Annotated in this window: 13 protein-coding genes; 7 read left to right on the plus strand and 6 right to left on the minus strand. The window is 70.3% G+C overall.

From position 1 onward, the window contains the following. The first annotated feature begins 60 nt into the window (after positions 1 to 60). From ACYZGB_RS00975 to mltA, 5 genes are all read left to right on the plus strand, one after another. On the plus strand, positions 61 to 4,233 hold the full coding sequence (locus tag ACYZGB_RS00975; protein WP_462386298.1) for a YhdP family protein: 4,173 nt from the start codon (positions 61 to 63) through the stop codon (positions 4,231 to 4,233). After that, the gene (locus tag ACYZGB_RS00980; RefSeq protein WP_462386300.1) at positions 4,230 to 5,048 is read left to right on the plus strand and encodes a carbon-nitrogen hydrolase family protein; all 819 of its coding nucleotides are present in this window, start codon (positions 4,230 to 4,232) and stop codon (positions 5,046 to 5,048) included. The genes ACYZGB_RS00975 and ACYZGB_RS00980 overlap by 4 nt, the downstream gene beginning before the upstream one ends. Then, positions 5,045 to 7,144, plus strand: a complete 2,100-nt coding sequence (locus tag ACYZGB_RS00985; protein ID WP_462386301.1) for a two-component system sensor histidine kinase NtrB — start codon at positions 5,045 to 5,047, stop codon at positions 7,142 to 7,144. The genes ACYZGB_RS00980 and ACYZGB_RS00985 overlap by 4 nt, the downstream gene beginning before the upstream one ends. Continuing rightward, on the plus strand, positions 7,144 to 7,773 hold the full coding sequence (locus ACYZGB_RS00990) for a response regulator transcription factor (protein WP_462386302.1): 630 nt from the start codon (positions 7,144 to 7,146) through the stop codon (positions 7,771 to 7,773). Before ACYZGB_RS00985 ends, ACYZGB_RS00990 begins: the two co-directional genes overlap by 1 nt. Positions 7,774 to 7,930: 157 nt before the next feature. Beyond that, on the plus strand, positions 7,931 to 9,154 hold the full coding sequence (mltA, locus tag ACYZGB_RS00995; protein ID WP_462386304.1) for a murein transglycosylase A: 1,224 nt from the start codon (positions 7,931 to 7,933) through the stop codon (positions 9,152 to 9,154). A gap of 29 nt (positions 9,155 to 9,183) precedes the next feature. Here mltA and ACYZGB_RS01000 read toward each other — a convergent pair whose 3' ends face one another. Next, positions 9,184 to 9,537 (minus strand): hypothetical protein, encoded by a 354-nt coding sequence (locus tag ACYZGB_RS01000; protein ID WP_462386306.1) that lies wholly within the window; start codon positions 9,535 to 9,537, stop codon positions 9,184 to 9,186. A gap of 104 nt (positions 9,538 to 9,641) precedes the next feature. Here ACYZGB_RS01000 and ACYZGB_RS01005 point away from each other — a divergent pair, with 104 nt between their 5' ends. Next, the gene (locus ACYZGB_RS01005; protein WP_462386307.1) at positions 9,642 to 10,853 is read left to right on the plus strand and encodes a DUF2868 domain-containing protein; all 1,212 of its coding nucleotides are present in this window, start codon (positions 9,642 to 9,644) and stop codon (positions 10,851 to 10,853) included. Continuing rightward, entirely contained in the window at positions 10,742 to 11,254 is a 513-nt protein-coding gene (locus tag ACYZGB_RS01010; RefSeq protein WP_462386308.1) for a DUF3482 domain-containing protein, read from the plus strand. Before ACYZGB_RS01005 ends, ACYZGB_RS01010 begins: the two co-directional genes overlap by 112 nt. 75 nt (positions 11,255 to 11,329) lie before the next feature. Here the strand turns inward: ACYZGB_RS01010 and ACYZGB_RS01015 are convergent, their stop codons facing one another. The 5 genes from ACYZGB_RS01015 to ACYZGB_RS01035 form a co-directional block, all read right to left on the minus strand. After that, a complete protein-coding gene (locus ACYZGB_RS01015; protein ID WP_462386309.1) occupies positions 11,330 to 11,761 on the minus strand; it encodes a hypothetical protein in 432 nt (143 codons plus the stop codon). A gap of 103 nt (positions 11,762 to 11,864) precedes the next feature. Next, positions 11,865 to 13,622 carry an MFS transporter gene (locus ACYZGB_RS01020; RefSeq protein WP_462386311.1) on the minus strand — a complete coding sequence of 586 codons (1,758 nt, stop codon included), beginning with the start codon at positions 13,620 to 13,622 and terminating at the stop codon, positions 11,865 to 11,867. Between the two features lie 97 nt (positions 13,623 to 13,719). Continuing rightward, a complete protein-coding gene (locus ACYZGB_RS01025; protein WP_462386312.1) occupies positions 13,720 to 15,195 on the minus strand; it encodes a DUF3999 domain-containing protein in 1,476 nt (491 codons plus the stop codon). Beyond that, a complete protein-coding gene (locus ACYZGB_RS01030; RefSeq protein ID WP_462386313.1) occupies positions 15,192 to 18,179 on the minus strand; it encodes a DUF2339 domain-containing protein in 2,988 nt (995 codons plus the stop codon). Before ACYZGB_RS01030 ends, ACYZGB_RS01025 begins: the two co-directional genes overlap by 4 nt. Positions 18,180 to 18,569: 390 nt before the next feature. Beyond that, positions 18,570 to 19,055 carry an Lrp/AsnC family transcriptional regulator gene (locus ACYZGB_RS01035; protein WP_462386314.1) on the minus strand — a complete coding sequence of 162 codons (486 nt, stop codon included), beginning with the start codon at positions 19,053 to 19,055 and terminating at the stop codon, positions 18,570 to 18,572. Positions 19,056 to 19,169: the final 114 nt, after the last annotated feature.

The following is a 19,169-nucleotide window of genomic DNA, read 5'->3' on the forward strand; positions in this document are numbered from 1 at the left end:
GTTTGTAGTGAACCCGCGCGAGGCCTGCGGGTCATAATTCCTGCCACATTGAATCCCACCATGATCGATCCCACCACGCACCCCTCACGCCTGCTCAAAATAGTGGCAGGTTTTGCGCGGTGGTCACTGGGGTTGCTGCTGGCCTTCTGGCTGCTGCTGGCCATCGCGTGGGGGGCCCTTCATGGCTGGATTGTGCCGCGAATCGGGGACTTCCGCCCACAGCTGGAGGCGCATGCCGCACGGGCTCTGGGGGTTCCCGTCCAGATCGGCGCCATCGCGGCCCGCACCGAGGGGCTGGTGCCATCGATCGAGCTGTCGGACGTGGCGCTGCTGGACGCATCGGGCCGCTCGGCCCTGCACCTGCCCCGTGTGGTGGTGGCGCTGTCGCCCCGCTCGCTGCTCAAGGGCGGGTTCGAGCAGCTCTATGTACAGGGGCCGGAGCTGGACGTGCGCCGTGCCACCGATGGCCGCATCTACGTCGCGGGCCTGGAGTTTGCCGAGAACCAGGGCGACAACAACGACGCGGCCGACTGGCTTTTTTCACAGGGCGAGGTGTTCATCCAGGATGGCACCGTGCGCTGGACCGACGAGCAGCGCGGCGCCCCCGCGCTGGCGCTGGAGAAGGTCAACCTGCTGCTGCGCAACGGCAACTGGCACCACCACATGCGGCTGGACGCCACACCGCCACCGGCCTGGGGCGACCGCTTTTCGGTGGTGGGCCTGTTCCGCGCGCCGCTGCTGCGCGCTGGCGACGGCAACTGGAAGCACTGGAACGGCCAGGTGTTTGCCGATTTCGCACGCGTCGATGTCTCGCAGTTGCGCCACCACGCCGACGTGGGCATTGAGGTGGCGCAAGGCCGGGGCGCGTTGCGCGCCTGGGCCGATGTGCGCGGCGGGCAGATCGTGGGCGGCACGGCCGACCTGGCGCTGGCCGACGTGAACACCACCCTCAGCCCCGACCTGCAGGCGCTGGTGCTGCCTTCCATCCAGGGGCGCCTGGGCGGACGGCGGCTGAACGGCGGGTTCGAGTTCTCCACGCAGGGCCTGCAGTTCCAGACCGACGACGGCCTGACCTGGCCCGGCGGCAACCTGCGACTCATCCACACGGCGGCCACGGGCAAGGCCCCGGAGCAGGGCGAGTTCCGTGCCGACCGCCTGGACCTGGCTGCGCTGGCACAGATCGCCAGCCGCCTGCCTCTGGGGCCCACGGCCCACGATGCCGTGCGCACCTACACCCCCGAGGGCCTGGTCGATGAGATCCAGGCCACCTGGAAAGGCCCCCTGGATGCCCTGCAGCAATACCAGGTCAAGGGCCGCATCCGGGGCCTGGCGCTGGCTGGAGCCCCCGCCGGGGTGGCGCCCAAGCACCTTGGCCTGCGCGGCGCCACGGTGGACATCGACATGACCCAGGCTGGCGGCAAGGCCGCGCTCACCATGGCCTCCGGGGCACTGGTGCTGCCGGGGGTGTTTGAAGACCCCCTGCTGCCGCTGGACCGGCTCAGCGCCGACCTGCGCTGGCAGATCGAAGGCAGTCGCATTGCCGTGCAGGCCAACGACGTGCAGTTTGCCAACGCCGATGCGCAGGGCGAGGCCCGCGCCACCTGGCACACCAGCGATGCCAACAAGGCACCCCACAAATCGCGCTTCCCCGGGGTGCTGGACCTCACCGGCACGCTCAACCGCGCCGACGGCACACGCGTGCACCGCTACCTGCCCCTGTCCATCCCTGCCGAGTCGCGCCACTATGTGCGCGACGCTGTGGTGGCGGGCAGCGCCAGCAACGTGCAGTTCCGCGTCAAGGGCGATCTGCACGACCTGCCCTTCAACGACCCCAAGCTGGGCGAATTCCGCATCGCTGCGCGGGTCAAGGATGTCACCTACGCCTATGTGCCGCCCTCGCTGCAGCCTGCGGGCACCCTGCCCTGGCCCGCGCTCACGGAGCTGGGCGGCGAGCTGATCTTCGAGCGTTCATCCATGATGGTGCGCGGCGCCAGCGGCAGCTTTGCGGGCAGCAAGGGCCTGCGGCTGTCCAAGGTGGACGCCAAGATCCCCGACCTGGAACACACCGTGGTGGCCGTGAACGCCGACGCGCGTGGCCCGCTGGCCGAGCTGCTCACGCTCATGACCACCTCGCCCCTGGGGGGCATGACCGGCCACGCACTCGACCAGGCCAGCGGCACCGGCAATGCCGACTTCCAGTTGCGCCTGAGCCTGCCCATCAGCGACATCAACAAATCCAAGGTGCAGGGCACCGTCACGCTGGCGGGCAACGAGCTGCGCATCACCCCCGACACGCCCGCGCTGAGCCGGGTGCGGGGCGCCGTGCAGTTCAGCGAAACCGGGTTCTCGCTGACCAACGTGCAGGCCCAGGCGCTGGGCGGCAACGTGCGGCTCGAAGGCGGCATGCGGGCGCTGGCTCCCAACGCGCCCGCCACCGAGTCGGCCGTGCAGCTGCGTGCCCAGGGCACGGCCACCGCCGAGGGCCTGCAGCAAACGCCCCAGCTGGGCATGTTGGCGCAGCTGGCGCGCCGCGCCACCGGCAGCACGCCCTACACCCTGGCCCTGGCGTTCCGCCGGGGTGTGCCCGAGCTGCAGGTAAGCACCACGCTGCAGGGCCTGGCGCTGGCACTGCCGCCCCCGCTGGGAAAACCTGCCGACAGCAGCCTGCCGCTGCGCTTCGAGAACCAGGTGGCGCGCGAATCCCTCACCGGCCTGGCCGCCAATGGCAGCAGCAACGGCAATGGCAGCAACACGCCACCGCTGCGCGACCAGATCACACTGGACCTGGGCGCCCTGGGCTCGGCCACCTACCTGCGCGACCTGAGCGGCCCCCAGCCCCGCGTGCTGCGCGGCGCCATTGGCCTGGGGCTGAGCGGCGGAGAGTCCGCCCCGCTGCCCGTGCAGGGCGTGGCTGCCAACATCAGCCAGGGCAAGGTGGACGTGGACGCCTGGGAAGACGTGCTGACGCAGGCCACCACGGCCGAGCCCCCCGCGCGCACGGTCCCGACCACTGCCGCCACGCCCAGCACCTCCGGACCGGCCATGGCACAGGATTACCTGCCCACCACCCTGGCGCTGCGCGCGCGCGAACTGACACTGCAGGGCCGCACCCTGCACAACGTGGTGGCGGGCGCCCTGCGCGACGGCACGACCTGGCGCGCCAACCTGGACGCCACCGAACTCAACGGCTATCTGGAATACCGCCAGCCCGGCCCCCCCGACAACGCCAGCGGCCGCCTGTTTGCCCGCCTGTCGCGCGTGAACATGCCGCAGAGCGAGGTCACGCAGGTGGAATCCCTGCTGGACGAACAGCCCGGCACGCTGCCTGCGCTCGACATCGTGGTGGACGACTTCGAGCTGCGCGGAAAACGCCTGGGCCGGGTCGAGATGGAAGCCCAGAACCGGGGCGGCGAGGGCGCCCAGCGCGAATGGCGCCTCGCCAAGTTCAACATCACCGCGCCCGAGGCCAGCCTCACGGCCAACGGCAACTGGGCCGTGCTCAATGCCGCAGGGGCCGGCCCGCGTGCGGCCGAGCGGCGCACGGTGCTCAGTTTCAAGCTCGACATCCGCGACTCGGGCGACCTGCTGGGCCGCATGGGCATGGCCAACGTGATGCGGCGCGGCAAGGGCCGCATGGAGGGGCAGGTGGCCTGGATCGGCGCGCCGTTCAGCCCCGACTACCGCAGCATGACCGGACAGATCAACCTCAACATCGAGTCCGGCCAGTTCCTCAAGGCCGACCCAGGCCTGGCCAAGCTGCTGGGCGTGCTGAGCCTGCAGTCGCTGCCGCGCCGGCTCACGCTCGACTTCCGCGACGTGTTCAGCGAGGGCTTCGCGTTTGACTTTGTGCGCGGCGACCTGCGCATCGAGCGCGGCGTCGCCATCACCAACAACCTGCAGATGAAAGGCGTGAACGCCGCCGTGCTGATGGAAGGCCATGCCAACATCGACCAGGAAACCCAGGACCTGCGGGTGGTAGTGGTGCCCGAGATCAATGCCATGACGGCCTCGCTGGTGGCCACGGCCATCAACCCCGTGATCGGGCTGGGCAGCTTCCTGGCCCAGGTGTTCCTGCGCGGCCCGCTCATCGAAGCCGCCACGCAGGAGTTCCGCGTGGACGGCACCTGGGTCGACCCGCGCGTGGTGCGTGTGGCGCGCCGGGGCCGCGAGGCCAACCCCACCACCGATACCCCGCCCCGCAGCAGCCCCCCCAAAACCGGAGAGCCCTCATGAAAGTAGCCGCCATCCAGATGGTGTCTGGCACCCAGCGCGACGACAACCTGGGCGCAGCCCGTGCGCTGCTGGAGCAGGCTGCGCAGGGCGGCGCCGAGCTGGCCGTGCTGCCCGAATACTTCTGCGTGATGGGCCACAAGGACACCGACAAGCTCGCGCTGCGCGAGGCCAACGGTGATGGGGTGATCCAGCGCTTTCTGGCCGACACGGCGCGCGCGCTGCAGATGTGGATCGTGGGTGGCACCCTGCCGCTGCAGACCACTGCCCTTGACCGCGTGCGCAACACCACGCTGGTCTTCAACCCCACGGGCGCCTGCGTGGCGCGCTACGACAAGATCCACCTGTTCCACTTCGACAACGGGCGCGAGCTGTACGACGAAGGCCGCGTGATCGAGGCGGGCAACACCCCGGTGCAGTTTGACCTGCAGGCGCGCGACGGCCAGCGCTGGCGCGTGGGCCTGTCGGTGTGCTACGACCTGCGCTTTCCCGAGCTGTACCGCGCCCATGCCCGGGCGGGCGCCGACCTGCTGCTGGTGCCCAGCGCCTTCACCCACACCACGGGGCAGGCGCACTGGGAGGTGCTGCTGCGCGCCCGCGCCATCGAGAACCTGGCCTATGTGCTGGCCCCCGCCCAGGGCGGCGTGCACGAGAACGGGCGCCACACCTGGGGCCACAGCATGCTGGTGGACCCCTGGGGCACCGTGCTGGCGCAGCAGGACCAGGGCCCCGGCGCCGTGACCGGCGTGCTCGACGCCGAGCGGCTGCGCGCCGTGCGCGCCCAGCTGCCCGCGCTCACGCACCGCGTGCTGCCGTGACCGACCCACGCGCCCCGCGCGCCCCCCGCACCCTGCTGCAGCGCTGGCGTGGCGCCTGGCGCCGCTGGTCGCTGTGGACGGCACTGGTGCTGCTGGTGGTGTCGATGCTGGCCACCATGGTGTGGCTGGCGGGGCGCTACGAAGCCAGCCAGGTGCAGACGCGCCTGGAGCGCGACGCGGCCGATGCGGTGTCCGACATCCGCACCGCGCTCACACACAACCTGCAGAGCCTGCAGGCCCTGCCTGCCGACACCCCGGGGCAGCTGGCCTGGGAGGTCGAGGCCTCCGAGCTGCTGCGCATCCGCCGCGAGCTGGTGCGCATCGAGTTGCGCGACGCCCACCTGAAGCTGCGCACCCATGTGCAGTCGCCCTACCGCCCTGTGGCCTGGGACATGCGGGCACGCGACAGCAGCCAGTCCGACCTCACCATCGCCTGCACCAACGCCCGGCGCCTGGGCAGCCCCGCCTATTCCACCAGCTACTTCCAGCCGCATGGCGACGGCCTGGGCTCCGAGATGATGGAGCTGTGTGTGCCCTTGACCGCAGGCGGGCGCACCACCGGCTTCCTGGTGGCCACCTACGGGCTGCAGGACATCCTGCTGAACCTGGTGGCGCACAACCTCACGCGCAGCCAGGAGGCCTCGTTCACCGAACCCGACGGCACGCGCCTGGCCGTGATGGGCGCGGCCCGCCGGGGCTCGCGCATGTTCACCGCCCAGCACCTGCTGGACCTGCCCGGCGCCACCCTGGTGCTGCGCATGGACGGCTGGCACACCGCGCCCAGCGTGTTCCCCAACGTGCTCACGGCGCTGGTCACCGCCATGTCGATTGCGCTGGTCACGGTGATGGTGGTGCTGGTGCGCGACAACCGCCGCCGCCTGCGTGCCGAACGTGATCTCGCCGACGCGCTGGCGTTTCGCAAGGCGATGGAGGACTCGCTCGTCACCGGCCTGCGCGCCCGCGACCTGCAGGGCCGCATCACCTACGTGAACCCGGCGTTCTGCGAGATGGTGGGCTTCGCGCCGCAGGAGCTGCTGGGCCTGAGCATGTCGGCGCCGTACTGGCCGCCCGAGCGCGTGGAGGAATACCAGCAGCGCCAGGCCATCCGCTTTGCGGGCACCATGCCACCGCGCGAAGGTTTCGAGTCCGAATTCATGCGCAAGGACGGCACGCGCTTCCCGGTGCTCATCATCGAGGCGCCGCTGATCAACGCCCAGGGGCAACACACCGGCTGGATGAGCGCCTTCCTGGACATCAGCGAGCAGCGCCGCGTCGAGGAACTCTCACGCGCCTCGCAAGAGCGGCTGCAGGCCACCGCCCGGCTGGCCACGGTGGGCGAGATGGCCTCGCTGCTCAGCCACGAGCTGAACCAGCCGCTGGCCGCCATCTCCAGCTACGCCAACGGCTCGCTGAACCTGCTGGAGCAGCAGGCCACACCGGCCCTGGCCTCTGCGTCTGCATCTGCATCCCCGGGCACCAGCGCCGCCCCGCCCGCCCCCGACGCACTGGACGACGTGCGCATGGCCATGCGACAGATTGCGCGCCAGGCCGAACGCGCGGGCCGGGTGATCAAAAGCGTGCACGACTTCGTGCGCCGCCGCGACCAGGCGCGCGAGGCGGTCAGCGCGCAACAGCTGCTTGACGCCATCCTGCCCCTGGTGAGCCTGCAGGCGCGCAAACTGGGCGTGCGCGTGCACACCACCGTGGAGCCCGGCCTGCCCCCCACCCTGTGCGACCGCACCATGGTCGAGCAGGTGCTGCTGAACCTGGCGCGCAACGCCATGCAGGCCATGGACGACCCCGCCGTGCGCAGCCGCGTGCTCGACATCCGGGTGCGGCACGCGGCCCCCAGCCAGCACAGCGGCTGGGTCGAGTTCGTGGTGACCGACCAGGGCACCGGCATCCCGCCCGACGTGGCCGCCAAACTCTTCACCCCCTTCTTCACCACCCGCCCCGAGGGCATGGGCCTGGGCCTGAGCATGTGCCGCACGGTGATCGAGCAGCACGGCGGTTTTCTCGGGTTCGCGCCGAATGTGCCGCGTGGTACGGTGTTCACTTTCACGCTGCCTGCGTCACAACCTGATTCAAGACCCTGATGGAACCCATCACCAACGCCACCGTGTACATCGTGGACGACGATGCCAGCGTGCGCGAAGCCCTGGCCTGGCTGCTGCGCTCGCGCAGGCTGCCCAGCGAGTCCTACGACAGCGCCGAGGCCTTTGACGCCATGCTGCAAACCCGCCCGGCCCAGCGCCAGCCCTGCTGCCTGCTGCTGGATGTGCGCATGCCCGGCATGAGCGGGCTGGCCCTGTTCGACCTGCTCGCCGCACGCGGCGACCTGGCCACCATGCCGGTGATTTTTCTCACCGGCCATGCCGACGTGCCCACGGCGGTGGACACCGTCAAGCGCGGCGCGTTCGACTTCTGCGAAAAGCCCTTCTCCGACAACGCCCTGGTGGACCGCATCGAACAGGCACTCGCCCAGTCCACCGAACACCTTACCCAGCTGCGTGCACGCAGCGGCCTGCAGGTGCGCCTGGGCGAGCTGACCGACCGCGAACGCGACGTGATGGACCTGGTGGTGGCGGGCCTGCCCAACAAGCTGATCGCCGACCAGCTCGACATCAGCGTGCGCACGGTGGAGGTGCACCGCTCGCGCGTGTTCGACAAGATGCAGGTCAAGTCGGCCGTGGAGCTGGCCAACCTGCTGCGCGGGGCGGGGTGACTGTCTGCGGCTTTGGAATGCCTGCTTAGGAGTTTTCAGGCCTTTTTTTGGCCATCTGCGCGCACCCAATGGCGCTTTATTGCTATCAAAAAAGAGTTACTTGGGCGGCTGCTCGGCATCGTCGCCCGGCAGTTCACCCTTCTTGCGGCCCGAGAACATGGTCCACCAGACGATGGCCACCAGCAGCACCAGCGCCAGCAGCGCTTCAAGCAAAATCAGCCCCATGACCCTGAACCCCCTGCGCCTTGTTGTAACGGCGCTGATTGTAGGAACGCTGGCAGCCTGCTCCACGCCGCCCGCCCCAAGCCCCTCCCGCCCCGGGGCCATCCCGCCCCCGCCGCCTGCCAGCACCGTGGTGCTGCCCGGAGACACCGGCCCGCTGCCACCGCCGCTGGCACAGCCCAAAAGCCGCTGGATCCCGGTGCGCTGGGCCGAGCTGCCGGGCTTTGGCGAAGACGCCTTGCACGAGGCCTGGAACGCCTGGATCAAAAGCTGCGAGCGGCCCGCTCCCCCCTTCACCGCGCTGTGCAGCGACGTGCGCCAGCTGAGCATTGCCACCGCCGACGAGCAACGCGCCTGGCTGGTGGCCCGCCTGCAGCCCTACCGCGTCGAAGCCACCGACGGCAATGCCGAGGGCCTGCTCACCGCCTACTACGAACCCATGATGGACGCCGCGCGCCAGCCCGGCAACGGTTTCACCGTGCCCATCTACCGCCTGCCCGCCGGTTTTGGCGCACGCAAGCCCTGGTATACACGCCAGCAGATCGAAACCCTGCCCGAGGCCCAGGCCGCACTCGCGGGCCGCGCCATCGGCTGGCTGCGCGACCCGGTCGAATCCATGGTGCTGCACATCCAGGGCTCGGGCCGCCTGCGCATCACCGAGGCCGATGGCAGCACCACCACCGTGCGCGTGGCCTACGCGGGCACCAACGACCAGCCCTACCAGAGCATCGGCCGCTGGCTGCTGGACCAGGGCTACACCCGCGACGCCACCTGGCCCGGCATCCGCGCCTGGCTGAACGCCAACCCCCAGCGCACCAACGAGCTGATGTGGACCAACCCGCGCTACGTCTTCTTCAAGGAGGAACCCCTGGTGGGCATGGACGCAGGTTTTGGCCCCAAGGGCGCACAGGGCGTGCCCCTGACCCCCGGCCGCTCCATCGCGGTGGACCGCCAGAGCATCCCCTACGGCACGCCCGTGTGGCTGGCCTCCAGCGGCCCGCAGGTGCAGCTCAGCCGCATGGTGCTGGCACAGGACACGGGCAGCGCCATCCTGGGCGCGGTGCGGGCCGACTACTTCACCGGCTGGGGCCCCGAGGCGGGCGACATTGCCGGGCGCCTCAAGCAGAACCTGCGGCTCTGGGCGCTGTGGCCAAAGTAGTACTCAAAATGCCCTTCTGCGCTCGTCCATCAATCGCTGATAGCTATTGAATCAGGAGCATCCATGCGCGTGACGGAGCCCCAGCTGCGCACCCTGCTGCTGGCCCAGGCCATCGAGCAGGCCGACACCCGGCACACCCTGGTCAGCCCGGTGGAGCTGCAGGACGCCACACGCAGCGCCGTGGCCGCCGCCCGGGCGCGCGGGGTGCCCCGCGTGGGGGTGGCCGAGGTGATGCTGGAACGCGCCACCACCATCGCCAACCACGCCAGCGGCCGCGACAACACCGTGGCCGCACTGCACCCACAGAAGCCCGGCGCAGGCGGGCTGGGGCCCTGGGTGGCGCGTGGCCTGCCGCTGGCGGCACTGCTGCTGGGCCTGGCCATCGACCGCATCAGCAACGCGCACCGGGTGGACCTGCTCTCGCCCCCGCTGCTCACCGTGCTGGCCTGGAACCTCGCCGTCTACCTGGCTGATCGCCTGGCGCGCCATGCACCCGCCCCAGGCGCCCGGTGCATGGCTGCAGCAGGCGCTGCGCCCCCTCGGTCCACCCTTCAGCCGTGCCGAGCGGGGGCGCGGGCTGGCCGCGCGCATTGCGGCCGACTTTCACCAACGCTGGTGGGCCCATGCGGCCGACCTGCTGCAGCAGCGCGCCGCGCGGGTGCTGCACCTGTGCGCCGCCGCCTGGGGCGCGGGCATTGCGCTGTCACTGCTGCTGCGCGGGCTGGTGGTGCGCTACCAGTTTGGCTGGGAGAGCACCTTTCTCGACGCCACGCAGGTGCACGCCATCGTCTCGGTGCTGTTTGCGCCGCTGACCCTGCTGCTGGGCCTGGCGCCCTTCACGCTGCAAGAGATCGCGGCCACGCAGAACTTTGCGGGCGAAAGTGGCGTGGCGGGCATGGGCAGTGCCGCTGGCAGCCGCTGGGTGGGGATGTACGTGGGCCTGCTGCTGCTGGCCGTGGTGTTGCCGCGCCTGGCCCTGGCCGCCTGGGCGCGCTGGTGCGAACACCGGTGGCAGGGCCACATCGACCCGCAGGGCGCCGCCTTTGACACGCTGCGCGCCAGCCTGCCGGGCGACCTGGTGATCGGCCTGCACGGCCCGCAGGCGCAAACCCAGGTGCTGCTGGGCGCCCGCCTGCAGACCCCGGAAGGCGACCACCTGCGGTTTACCGACCACACGTGCCACACCGGGCACACCGGCCAGCCCGACCAGCCCGTGGACGCCGTGCTGGCCTGGGCCGACGACCCCATTCCGCCCGCCTGGCAGGCCGCCCCCATGTGGCGTTGCGCTGGGAAGACTTTGGCGCCAGCTGGGTGCTGGAGCCCAGGCTGTTCGACCGGCTGGACGGCGCCCTGCCCACCCAGCGCCATGCATGGGCCCGCCTGCGCGCCGCCTGGGTGGAACGCAACGAGCAGCGTTTTGGCCAGGCCCTGCTGGCGCTCGCGCAGCACCTGCGCGCCTGTGCCGCGCTCACCCGCCTGCCGCCAGATGCCGCCGCTGCGCAGTACGCAGACCAGGTGCGCGCGCTGGACGCCACGCTGCGCGCCCTGCATGGCGAGCCCACTGCGCCGGCCATGCCGTCGGCGCAGTTGGCCCCACCGCTGTCCGCACCACGCCGCATCGACAGCACGGCCCTGGCCCTGGGCACCTCGGCCGGGGCCGCTGCGGGCGCTGCCGCCGGGGCCAAGGCCGGTGCGCTGATTGACCTGGGCACAGGCGGCCTGACCCTGGGTGCAGGCACGGCCCTGGGCGCGCTGCTGGGCGGCACCACGGCCTGGGTGGTGCGATCGCTGCAAAAGAAGGACGAAGGACGGCAGGACCTGCTGCAACACGCCGCCGAAGCGGCCTGCAGCCACTACCTTGCCATCGCCCACCAGCAGCGCATGCCACCGGGCGATGCTGACCCCTGGGCCACACGCTGGCATGCCGAGGTCACCGGCACGGTGGCCGCCCATGGCGCGGCGCTGGCTGCCGCGCTGCAGGACGGCGCAAACGCTGAAGCCCTGACACCGCTGTTGCGCACCGTGCTGATGGGGATCCTGCAGCGCAGTTGTGCGGCAGAGGGGGCTGGCACCAACCCCACAGGCCCACTGGCAGGTTGACTATTGGCTTTTTTGGCCGCTACCGCCTGTTGGTATTGCCTTAACAGCTATCAAAACAGGAGTAACCCACAGCCTTTACGGGCAGGCTACCCGGGCCGCCTCGGTCTCCACGCGGGGGGCTGCAGCCGCCGCCGCAAACGCCATGGCCGGGGGCACGGTCACAGTGCGCAGCCGGTCGCCGTCGATGCGGTATTCGTATTCACGCGTCGAGCCCACCATCTCGGTGCGAAAACTGCTGCTGGCCATGGTGGCCGCATACACCTGGGGCCGCACCACCTGGTAGCGGTAGGTGGTGGTGGACACGCCGCTGGTGGTCTTGCAGACGGAGTCGAACTGGTCGTCCTTGAACTGCAGCGTGCAGCGGCCCGAGCTGTCTTCAGCCTTCTCGCCATCCGGCGTGTGCAGCACGATTTTGGTGGCGCGCCAGCAGCCGAACAGGGCGGGGTCGGGGGCGGCGGCGTGGATGGCAGGGGCCACGAGGGCCAGGGTCCAGAGGACGGAACGCAAATAGCTCGGCATGCAGAAAGGGCGGGCCCGCCAAGGGCACGCGGTCAGGCAGGGAAGGCCGCCATCGTAGGCGAAACCGGGGAGGCCCCCAGCACGCAAGCGCCTATTCCACCGTCCACCGCGTCACCCTCGGCGGCGCTTCGCCCACATGAAACGCCAGCTTGCGGTCGCGCAGCGCCACGTCCGAGGCCGTCACGCGGTCAAAACGGCGCAGGTGCTCCGTCCACGACTCGTCCTCAATGCGCTCCACATAGCGCGCGGGCTGGCTGATGTCGTGCAGCAACTGCCAGCCCAGAGCGCCCTGGCGCAGGCGGCTGCGGCGGCTTTCCTGCATCACGGCGCGAAATTCAGCGGCGCGCGCGGGGTCGATGAAGTATTCGATGGTGACCACCAGGTGCCCTGATCCGGGCGGTGTGTCGGCCACGGGCGCCTTGAAGGCGCGCGAGGGGCTCAGGTCTTCCTCCATGCTGCGGTCGGCCACCAGGCGCTGCACCAGCAGCATGGCCACCACGCCGGTGGCGGCGGCGATGCCCAGGCTCACATGCACATCGGTGACCGTGGCCACTTGGCCCCACACGGCGGCGCCCAGCGCGGTGGAGCCCATGATGGCCATCTGGTAGATGGACATGCCGCGCGCGCGCACCCAGTTGGGCAGCGCGAGCTGGGCCGACACCGACAGCGAGTTGGCGGTGGTGATCCACGCCATGCCCGCCACGAACATCGCGGGCACGGCCACGTACACATTGGGCGCCACGGCCATCACGCCCGTGGCGGCGGCCTGCAGCGCCGTGCCGCGTATCACCAGCACATCGCGCGCCATGGCCTGGCGCAGGCGCGGCAAGAACATGGCCGCCGTGATGGCGCCCGCGCCCATGCTGGCCAGCAGCAGCGTGAAGGTGCCCGCGCCGCCGCCTTCGAGCCCCTTGGCCAGCAACGGCAGCAGGGCCAGCAGCGCAGTGGCGTGCAAAAAGAAGATGGAGATGCGCCACAACACGGCGCGCATGCGCGGCGACTGGCGCACAAACTGCAGGCCCACGCGCATGGCACTGGGCAGCTTTTCGCGCCCCAGCGGGCTGGGTGTGTGCACCCGCTTCCAGCGCATGATGACCAGGCCCGAGACGATGGACAGCACGGCGTTGAGCACAAACACCCAGGCGCTGCCCGCGCTGGCGATGATGGCGCCCGCCAGCAGCGGGCCGATGATGCGCGAGGCGTTCATCGCCACGCCGTTGAGCGCCAATGCGGCGGGCAGTTGCGGGCGGCTCACCAGCTCGGGCACGATGGCCGCAAACACCGGCCAGCGCATGGCCAGGCCAATGCCGTTGGCAAAGGTGAGCGCCAGCAGCAGCGGCGCCGTCATGCCCCCGGCCATGACGAACACGCACAGCACCAGCGCCACGGCCGCCACCCAGAACTGCGTGGCGATGAAGTAACGGCGCCGGTCCAGGATGTCGGCCAGCGCACCGCTGGGCAGGCCGAGCAGGAACACCGGCAGCGTGGAAGCGGTCTGCACCAGCGCCACCAGCACCGGCGAGGTAGTGAGCGTGGTCATGAGCCAGGCGGCCGCCACGTCGTTCATCCACATGCAGGTGTTGGCCGCCACCCAGGTGAGCCAGAGCATGCGGAACACGGGCACCGACAACGGCGCAAACGGTGAGAGCGAAGCCGCCTGGTTCAGCGCCGCGCTGTCCCCCAACTGGGCGGCGACGGACTCTTCGGTGCCATGCGCCAGATCCGCACGCGCGGCACGGTCTGCAGCCGCATCGCTTTGCGGCGGGGCGCCCGGGCTCAGGTCCGGGGCATCAGGGGAGGGCGGGGGCGCAACGCTGCGCGTGCTTTCGTGGGACGGCAATGGCGGCATGTCTGCGCATTGTGCGACGGTTGGCGCGGCTGTGGTGGCTCAGCGCCAAATAGCCCACTGCGGGCCTGCGCCAAACATCGCGCCTTCTCCCGCCTCGTCACGCCGCATCGGTCGGCGCAGCCGGGGCCTGGGTGCCCGCCTGTTTGGTTTGCCGCAGCAGCAGCCAGGCCATGAGCCCGAGTGCCGCCACGCCCGCCAGCAGCACGCCCCACAACACGGCGCTGCGCGTGGAGATGCCGCCGCTGGCCGCCGCAGCGGGCACCAGCGCGCCGTCTGCGGGCTGGCCGCCGGTGATGTCGGCCCGGGCTACATCGGCCAGCGCCACGGGCAGCTGGTTCTCTTGCGCGGGCTGGTAGCCCGGCACCAGGCTGGCCAGGGGCAGGAAGGCGCTGGCCGCCGCCGTGGCCCCGGGCAGCCCGGCCGCCAGCGTGAAGGGCCCCTGCCCGCTGGCCAGGAACACCAGCTGCGCAGGCTCGAACTGCAGCGCCAAAGCGGGCGCAGCAGCAAACCCGGGGGTCTTGGGGTCGGCTTCGATCTTGATCTCGCGCACCGAGGCACCGCCCAGCTCCACGGGCCCGCTGGCCTGTTCCTTGCCGCCGGTTGCCATCTTGTAGACCACGGCACTGGCCAGTGGCGACCAGGGCTGCTCGCGGTGGTTGCGGCCCAGCACGCGCACGGGAATCAGCACATTGCTGCCGGGCGGCGTGATGGCGAGCGCTGCGACCGGTGTGGCAAACGGCAGCGCAAACACCAGTTCACGCGGGTTGGCCAGGGCGGGCGTGGCCATGCTGGCGCTGACGCGCTCGCGCGGGCCCGTGCTGCGCGAGGTGGCCAGCGTGGCGCCGCGCAGGGTCACGGCGGCGTCGCCCCAGGTCACGCGCAGGTAGTGGCCCTTCAGGTCGGCGCGCTGCAGGTCGATCTGCTCGTTGCCCAGGCGGCCCGGTGCCGTGGGTGCCGCTGCCGCGTCGGCGCGGTAGAGCACGGTCTCGGCCAGTGGCTGCCAATGTTTGAGGTCCTTGCTGGCCTGCACCCGGAACGTCACGGGCTGGCCCGCAGGCAGATCCACGTCCAGGGCCATGCGGGCCACGGGCAGCTGCACATTGCGCGCGTCGAGCAGCGCGCCGCGCACGGCCTGCGGGGTGGCAGGGCCTGCCGTGGTGGTCGTGTCGATCTGCACCACACGCTGGCCCTGGCGCTCCTCGATGCGCAGCGACAGCCCCTCCAGCCCGGCCGTGCCCGTGCTGGCGGCGCCCAGGATGGGATACGCGGGCAAGGTCACTGATTCCTCGGGCGCGCTGGCTGCCGCCACACCGGCCAGTGCCATGGGCACGGGCTGACCCGCGCCGTTGAAGAGGCGCACGTCGGCATAGCCCGGGCTTTGCAGGCGCACCAGCACCTCGGCAGGCAGCATCACGCGCTGCAGCGGCGCATCGGCCGCGAGCGTGACAGGAACGCGGATGGCGTAGGCCGCAGGGCTGTTGGCATCGGCCGCCGCCTGGGCCACGCCGGTGCACAGGGACAGGGCGGCAGCGGCCAGCACCAGGGGCAGGTTCAGGGCGACAGGCTTCTTCATGGCAGTGTTTCTGGTTGCGATGGCGCCAGCGGTGGCGCGGCAGGCTCCGCAGGGGCGTCCGACTTGGGTGGCGACTTCGGAGGCGACTTCGGAGGTAAAGGCGCAAAGTAGCCCACCACCAGCATCAGCACACCCACGGCGATGAAGGCAATGATGCGCTCGGCACCCCCCGCGTTGGACAGATCGATCAGCAGCAGCTTGACCACCACCACGCCCAGCAGGCCCGCGCCCACCAGCCACAGCGGCCGCTGCACGCGGCGGTGTGCCAGCACCATCAGGCTGAGCGCCAGCAGCGTCCACAGGATGGCGTAGCCGGTCTGCACCACGAAGCTGCTGAACAGCGCCGACGCATCCCAGCGCACGCCAAAGAAGTGGTGGGCCACCCGCAGCCACACGGTGTTGATCACGATGAACGCGAGCAGCGCCAAGGCCACCAGCGCATGGCGCCCGGTGAGCCCGCCCGAGCGGGCCGGGGGCGGCAGCGCTGCGAGCAGCACGCGCCGCCAGAACACCAGGCCGCCCAGCGCAAGCGCCAGGGTCAGGTCGGTGGGGTTGAGCAGCGGGATGTAGGGCAGCGGCGCCGTGTGTCCGGACGAATGCACGGCCGCCAGCAGCGCGCCCCCGAACACCAGCACCGCAAGGGGCAGGGCCGCCAACCAGTAGTAAGCCTGGGCATGGGGGTTCAGCGGCCAGGGCAGCGCCGCGCGTGCCGCAGGCTGGTTGCCACGGCCCGCCCAGAGCGCCAGCAGCATCAGCACCGCAATCGCGCTGACCAGCAGGACCACACCGGCCCACGAGGTGCGCCACAGCTCGGCCTTGCCGATGCCGGACCAGAGGCAGTCGGCCAGCAGCAAGGTCACCAGCCAGGCCGTAGCGGCGTGGAACCAGCCGAAGCGCGGCGCGCTTTGGGCGGACGGGCCCTCAGTGCCCGCCGCCTGCCAGCGATCGGTCTGCCACAGCATCCACCCGTGCAGCGCCAGCACGATAGGCCACACGGCCCAGGCGGGCGTGGTCAGCACGCGGTGGCCATCCACCACCTGCGCCACCCACCCCAGCGCCAGCACGCCGATGGTGGCGCGCGCGGGCCAGGTGGCCACAGCCCAGCGCGTGCGCAGGCCAAGCACCATCGACAGGGCCGCACTGAGCACCACGGCCAGCATGCCCAGCAGTTCGGCAACGCGGTCCGAGAACACCGGCACGGGCCACTGGCCCTGCTCCAGGCCGGGCACACGCCGCGTGATCTCCAGCCACCAGGCCAGGCACCAGAAGACAAAGCCGTAGAGGTAGGCAGGGTTGGGCAGCAGCACCTCCACCCTGGCATAGCCCTGGGCCCAGGCCGAACCGCTGTGGGGCAGCGGCTGGCGCAGCCACCAGGCCAGCAGCAGCGCGGGCAGCGCAATCAGCATCGCACCCAGGAACGCCGGGTTGGCCAGCGGCAGAGGCGAGACCTGCAGGCCCCCGCTGTCCACGCCACCCATGAACGCCAGCATGGCCACGACCTGCAGCACCAGGCCAAAGGCACGCGGCATCCAGCGCGCCTGGCGCATGCCGACCCAGAAGGCGCCCGCGCCTTCGAGCGCCCACACCGCCGAGGTCCACTGCGCATCCAGCGCCAGCGGCACGGCCAGCGTGGCAAAACCCACGCCGATGGCGATAAAACACTCGGTGAGCAGGCGCCAGCTGGCTTGCGCGCGGCGCGCCAGCATGGTCGCGGTCAGCAGGTAGACCGCAGCAAAGGCCAGTGCCGAGAAGGCCGCGCCCAGCTCAAACGGCTGCACCAGCCCGGCCTGCAGGCCAAAGCCCACGAGTGGCGTGCCGAAGACCAGCATGCTGTCCACCGTCTTGCCCAGCTTCGTGGGCGTGTTGCGCGCATAGAGGATGGCGGTGGCGAGGTAGATCAGCACAAAACCCGCGAGGAAAGGCTGTGTGCTGGCGTAGTGATCGGGCACGTATTTGAGCGCCCCCCAGGCCGTGGCCACGCCAAAGGTGGCGACAAAACCCACCACGTTGAGCACGCGCCAGGAGCGCTTGTGGGCTATGAACAGAATGGCCAGGTTGAGCAGGGTGTAGTAGCTGAACAGGCCCACGTGGCTGCCCTGGCCGGTGGACAGCAGGATGGGCGCAGCGAAGCCGCCGGCGAACGCCGCCACCGCGAGCGCGCGCGAATCCTGCAGCAGCGCCAGCGCACAGCTGGCCGCGCAGACCGCGATCATCAGCCCGAAGGCCCAGAGCGGCGGCAGCAGCCCATAGAGCCGGAAGGCCGCAAACACGGTGAGGTACATCACCGCCACACCGCCGCCCTGCAGGGCCAGCGCAAAGCCGGGCTTGTGGGTGCGCTTGCGGAACCCCACCCCCAGCAGCGCAATGCCCACCGCTGCAACCGCCGCCAGGCGGAACTCGACCGGCAGCAGCCCGGCCGAGGCGGCGTAGCGCGCAAGGAAGGACAGGCCGATGAACAGGATCACCAGGCCCACACGCACGATGGTGTTGCCGCCCAGGAGCCAGTTCTTGGCCGCGAGCACGGCCAGCTCGATGGGGTTGGGTTGGGCGGGCTGGGCTGTCTTGCGGGGCGCGTCAGGCGCATCCGTGCGGGCGGCCACCGGGGCCGACGCCGGGGCCGACACCGGGACACGCGGCAGGCCTTGGGGCGTGAGTTCGCCGGTCCAAAAGGCGTCGTCTGCATCCCGGGGGGTGTCGCTGGTGGTGGGTGGTGGAGGGGGTGCGTGTGGCACAGGCCGTTGCGCCACGGGCGCTACCGCCACAGGCTGGTCTTCGGCAACCGCCACCTGCGGTGCCCGCGTGGGCTGGGCAGTGGCCTTGGTGGCGTGCGCCTGCAGCTCGGTGCGGATGGCCGAGCGGATTGCCCAGCGCAGCGAAAGCCCGGCGAAAAAGCCCAGAATGCCGCCCACAAACGGCCCGAAGTCGCCGTAGCCGCCGAACCACGAGCCCAGCACCGCGCCCCAGAAAATGCCCCAGATGATCATGCCCGCCCTCGCCCTCTTTTTTAGGCTCCGGTCGGCAGGCCCTGGGGCTTTGCGCGAAAGGAGCCGTCGTATTGGTAGACCCACCGGCAACTGCTCGTGCAGCCACCTTGTGAACCAACACCCCGGTCAGGGACACGAGGTGCAGGGCCTTGCAGGCGCGTGGCGGAGAGGTTGCGTGCGGCAGCTTGGCAGCCCCGCTGTGGTTCTGCAGGCTTATACAGCACACCCTGCGCAGGAACCACGCCTTAACGCCTTGTTACCTTGCTGCAGGGCGCCCAGCCACATCGAGCCCCACGCCCCGGGGCGGGGGCTTGCGCTGCCCGGATTTGAGGCCAAAACAGGCCTCTCCGCCCGTCCATCAAGCCCTACTAGCTATTGATCTAATAGCAATCACGCTTTGACCCGCGCCAGGTGCGTGAGCGGCAGCGCCCCGCTGGCCTTCACCTCGCCCAGCGAGAAGCTGGTGTGCATGTCTTTCACATTGGGCAGGTTCAGCAGCACATCGCGCGCGAACTGCGAGAAGCTGTCCAGGTCGCGCGCCACCACCTGCAGTTCGAAGGTGCCGGTGCCGCTGATGTAGTGACACGACACGACCTCGGGGATCTGGCGGATGGCCTCTTCCATCTTGCGCGTGAGGTTGCCCGTGCTGCGGTCGGCATCGAGCCGCACAAAGGCCAGCACCCCCAGCCCAATCTTGTGCCGGTCGATCTCGGCACGGTAGCCCTTGATGAAGCCTTGCTCCTCCAGGGCCCGCACGCGCCGCCAGCAGGGCGCGGCCGACAGGCCCACGCGCTGAGCCAGCTCGGCGTTCGTCAGGCGGGCGTCAGCCTGCAGTTCGTTGAGGATGGCGATATCGAATTTGTCGAGAGTGTTCACAAAATGGCTGCAACGAGAAAGATCCTTTCTCAGAATAGCCTAAACACGGCACAGAACGCAAAGACATATCAGCGGCGCAGACATACACTTCTCTCCACACTGGAGTCGCTGCCC

The organism is Acidovorax sp. Q11 (genome assembly GCF_054950075.1).

What these genes read in the sequence shown, in the direction of transcription:
- ACYZGB_RS01030 (WP_462386313.1), bottom strand. Translation starts at nt 18,179, where the DNA reads ATGATCATCTGGGGCATTTTCTGGGGCGCGGTGCTGGGCTCGTGGTTC.
- ACYZGB_RS00990 (WP_462386302.1), top strand. Translation starts at nt 7,144, where the DNA reads ATGGAACCCATCACCAACGCCACCGTGTACATCGTGGACGACGATGCC.
- ACYZGB_RS00980 (WP_462386300.1), top strand. Translation starts at nt 4,230, where the DNA reads ATGAAAGTAGCCGCCATCCAGATGGTGTCTGGCACCCAGCGCGACGAC.
- ACYZGB_RS01000 (WP_462386306.1), bottom strand. Translation starts at nt 9,537, where the DNA reads ATGGCCAGGCCCAGCAGCAGTGCCGCCAGCGGCAGGCCACGCGCCACC.
- ACYZGB_RS01005 (WP_462386307.1), top strand. Translation starts at nt 9,642, where the DNA reads ATGCACCCGCCCCAGGCGCCCGGTGCATGGCTGCAGCAGGCGCTGCGC.
- ACYZGB_RS00975 (WP_462386298.1), top strand. Translation starts at nt 61, where the DNA reads ATGATCGATCCCACCACGCACCCCTCACGCCTGCTCAAAATAGTGGCA.
- ACYZGB_RS01025 (WP_462386312.1), bottom strand. Translation starts at nt 15,195, where the DNA reads ATGAAGAAGCCTGTCGCCCTGAACCTGCCCCTGGTGCTGGCCGCTGCC.
- ACYZGB_RS01020 (WP_462386311.1), bottom strand. Translation starts at nt 13,622, where the DNA reads ATGCCGCCATTGCCGTCCCACGAAAGCACGCGCAGCGTTGCGCCCCCG.
- mltA (WP_462386304.1), top strand. Translation starts at nt 7,931, where the DNA reads ATGGTCCACCAGACGATGGCCACCAGCAGCACCAGCGCCAGCAGCGCT.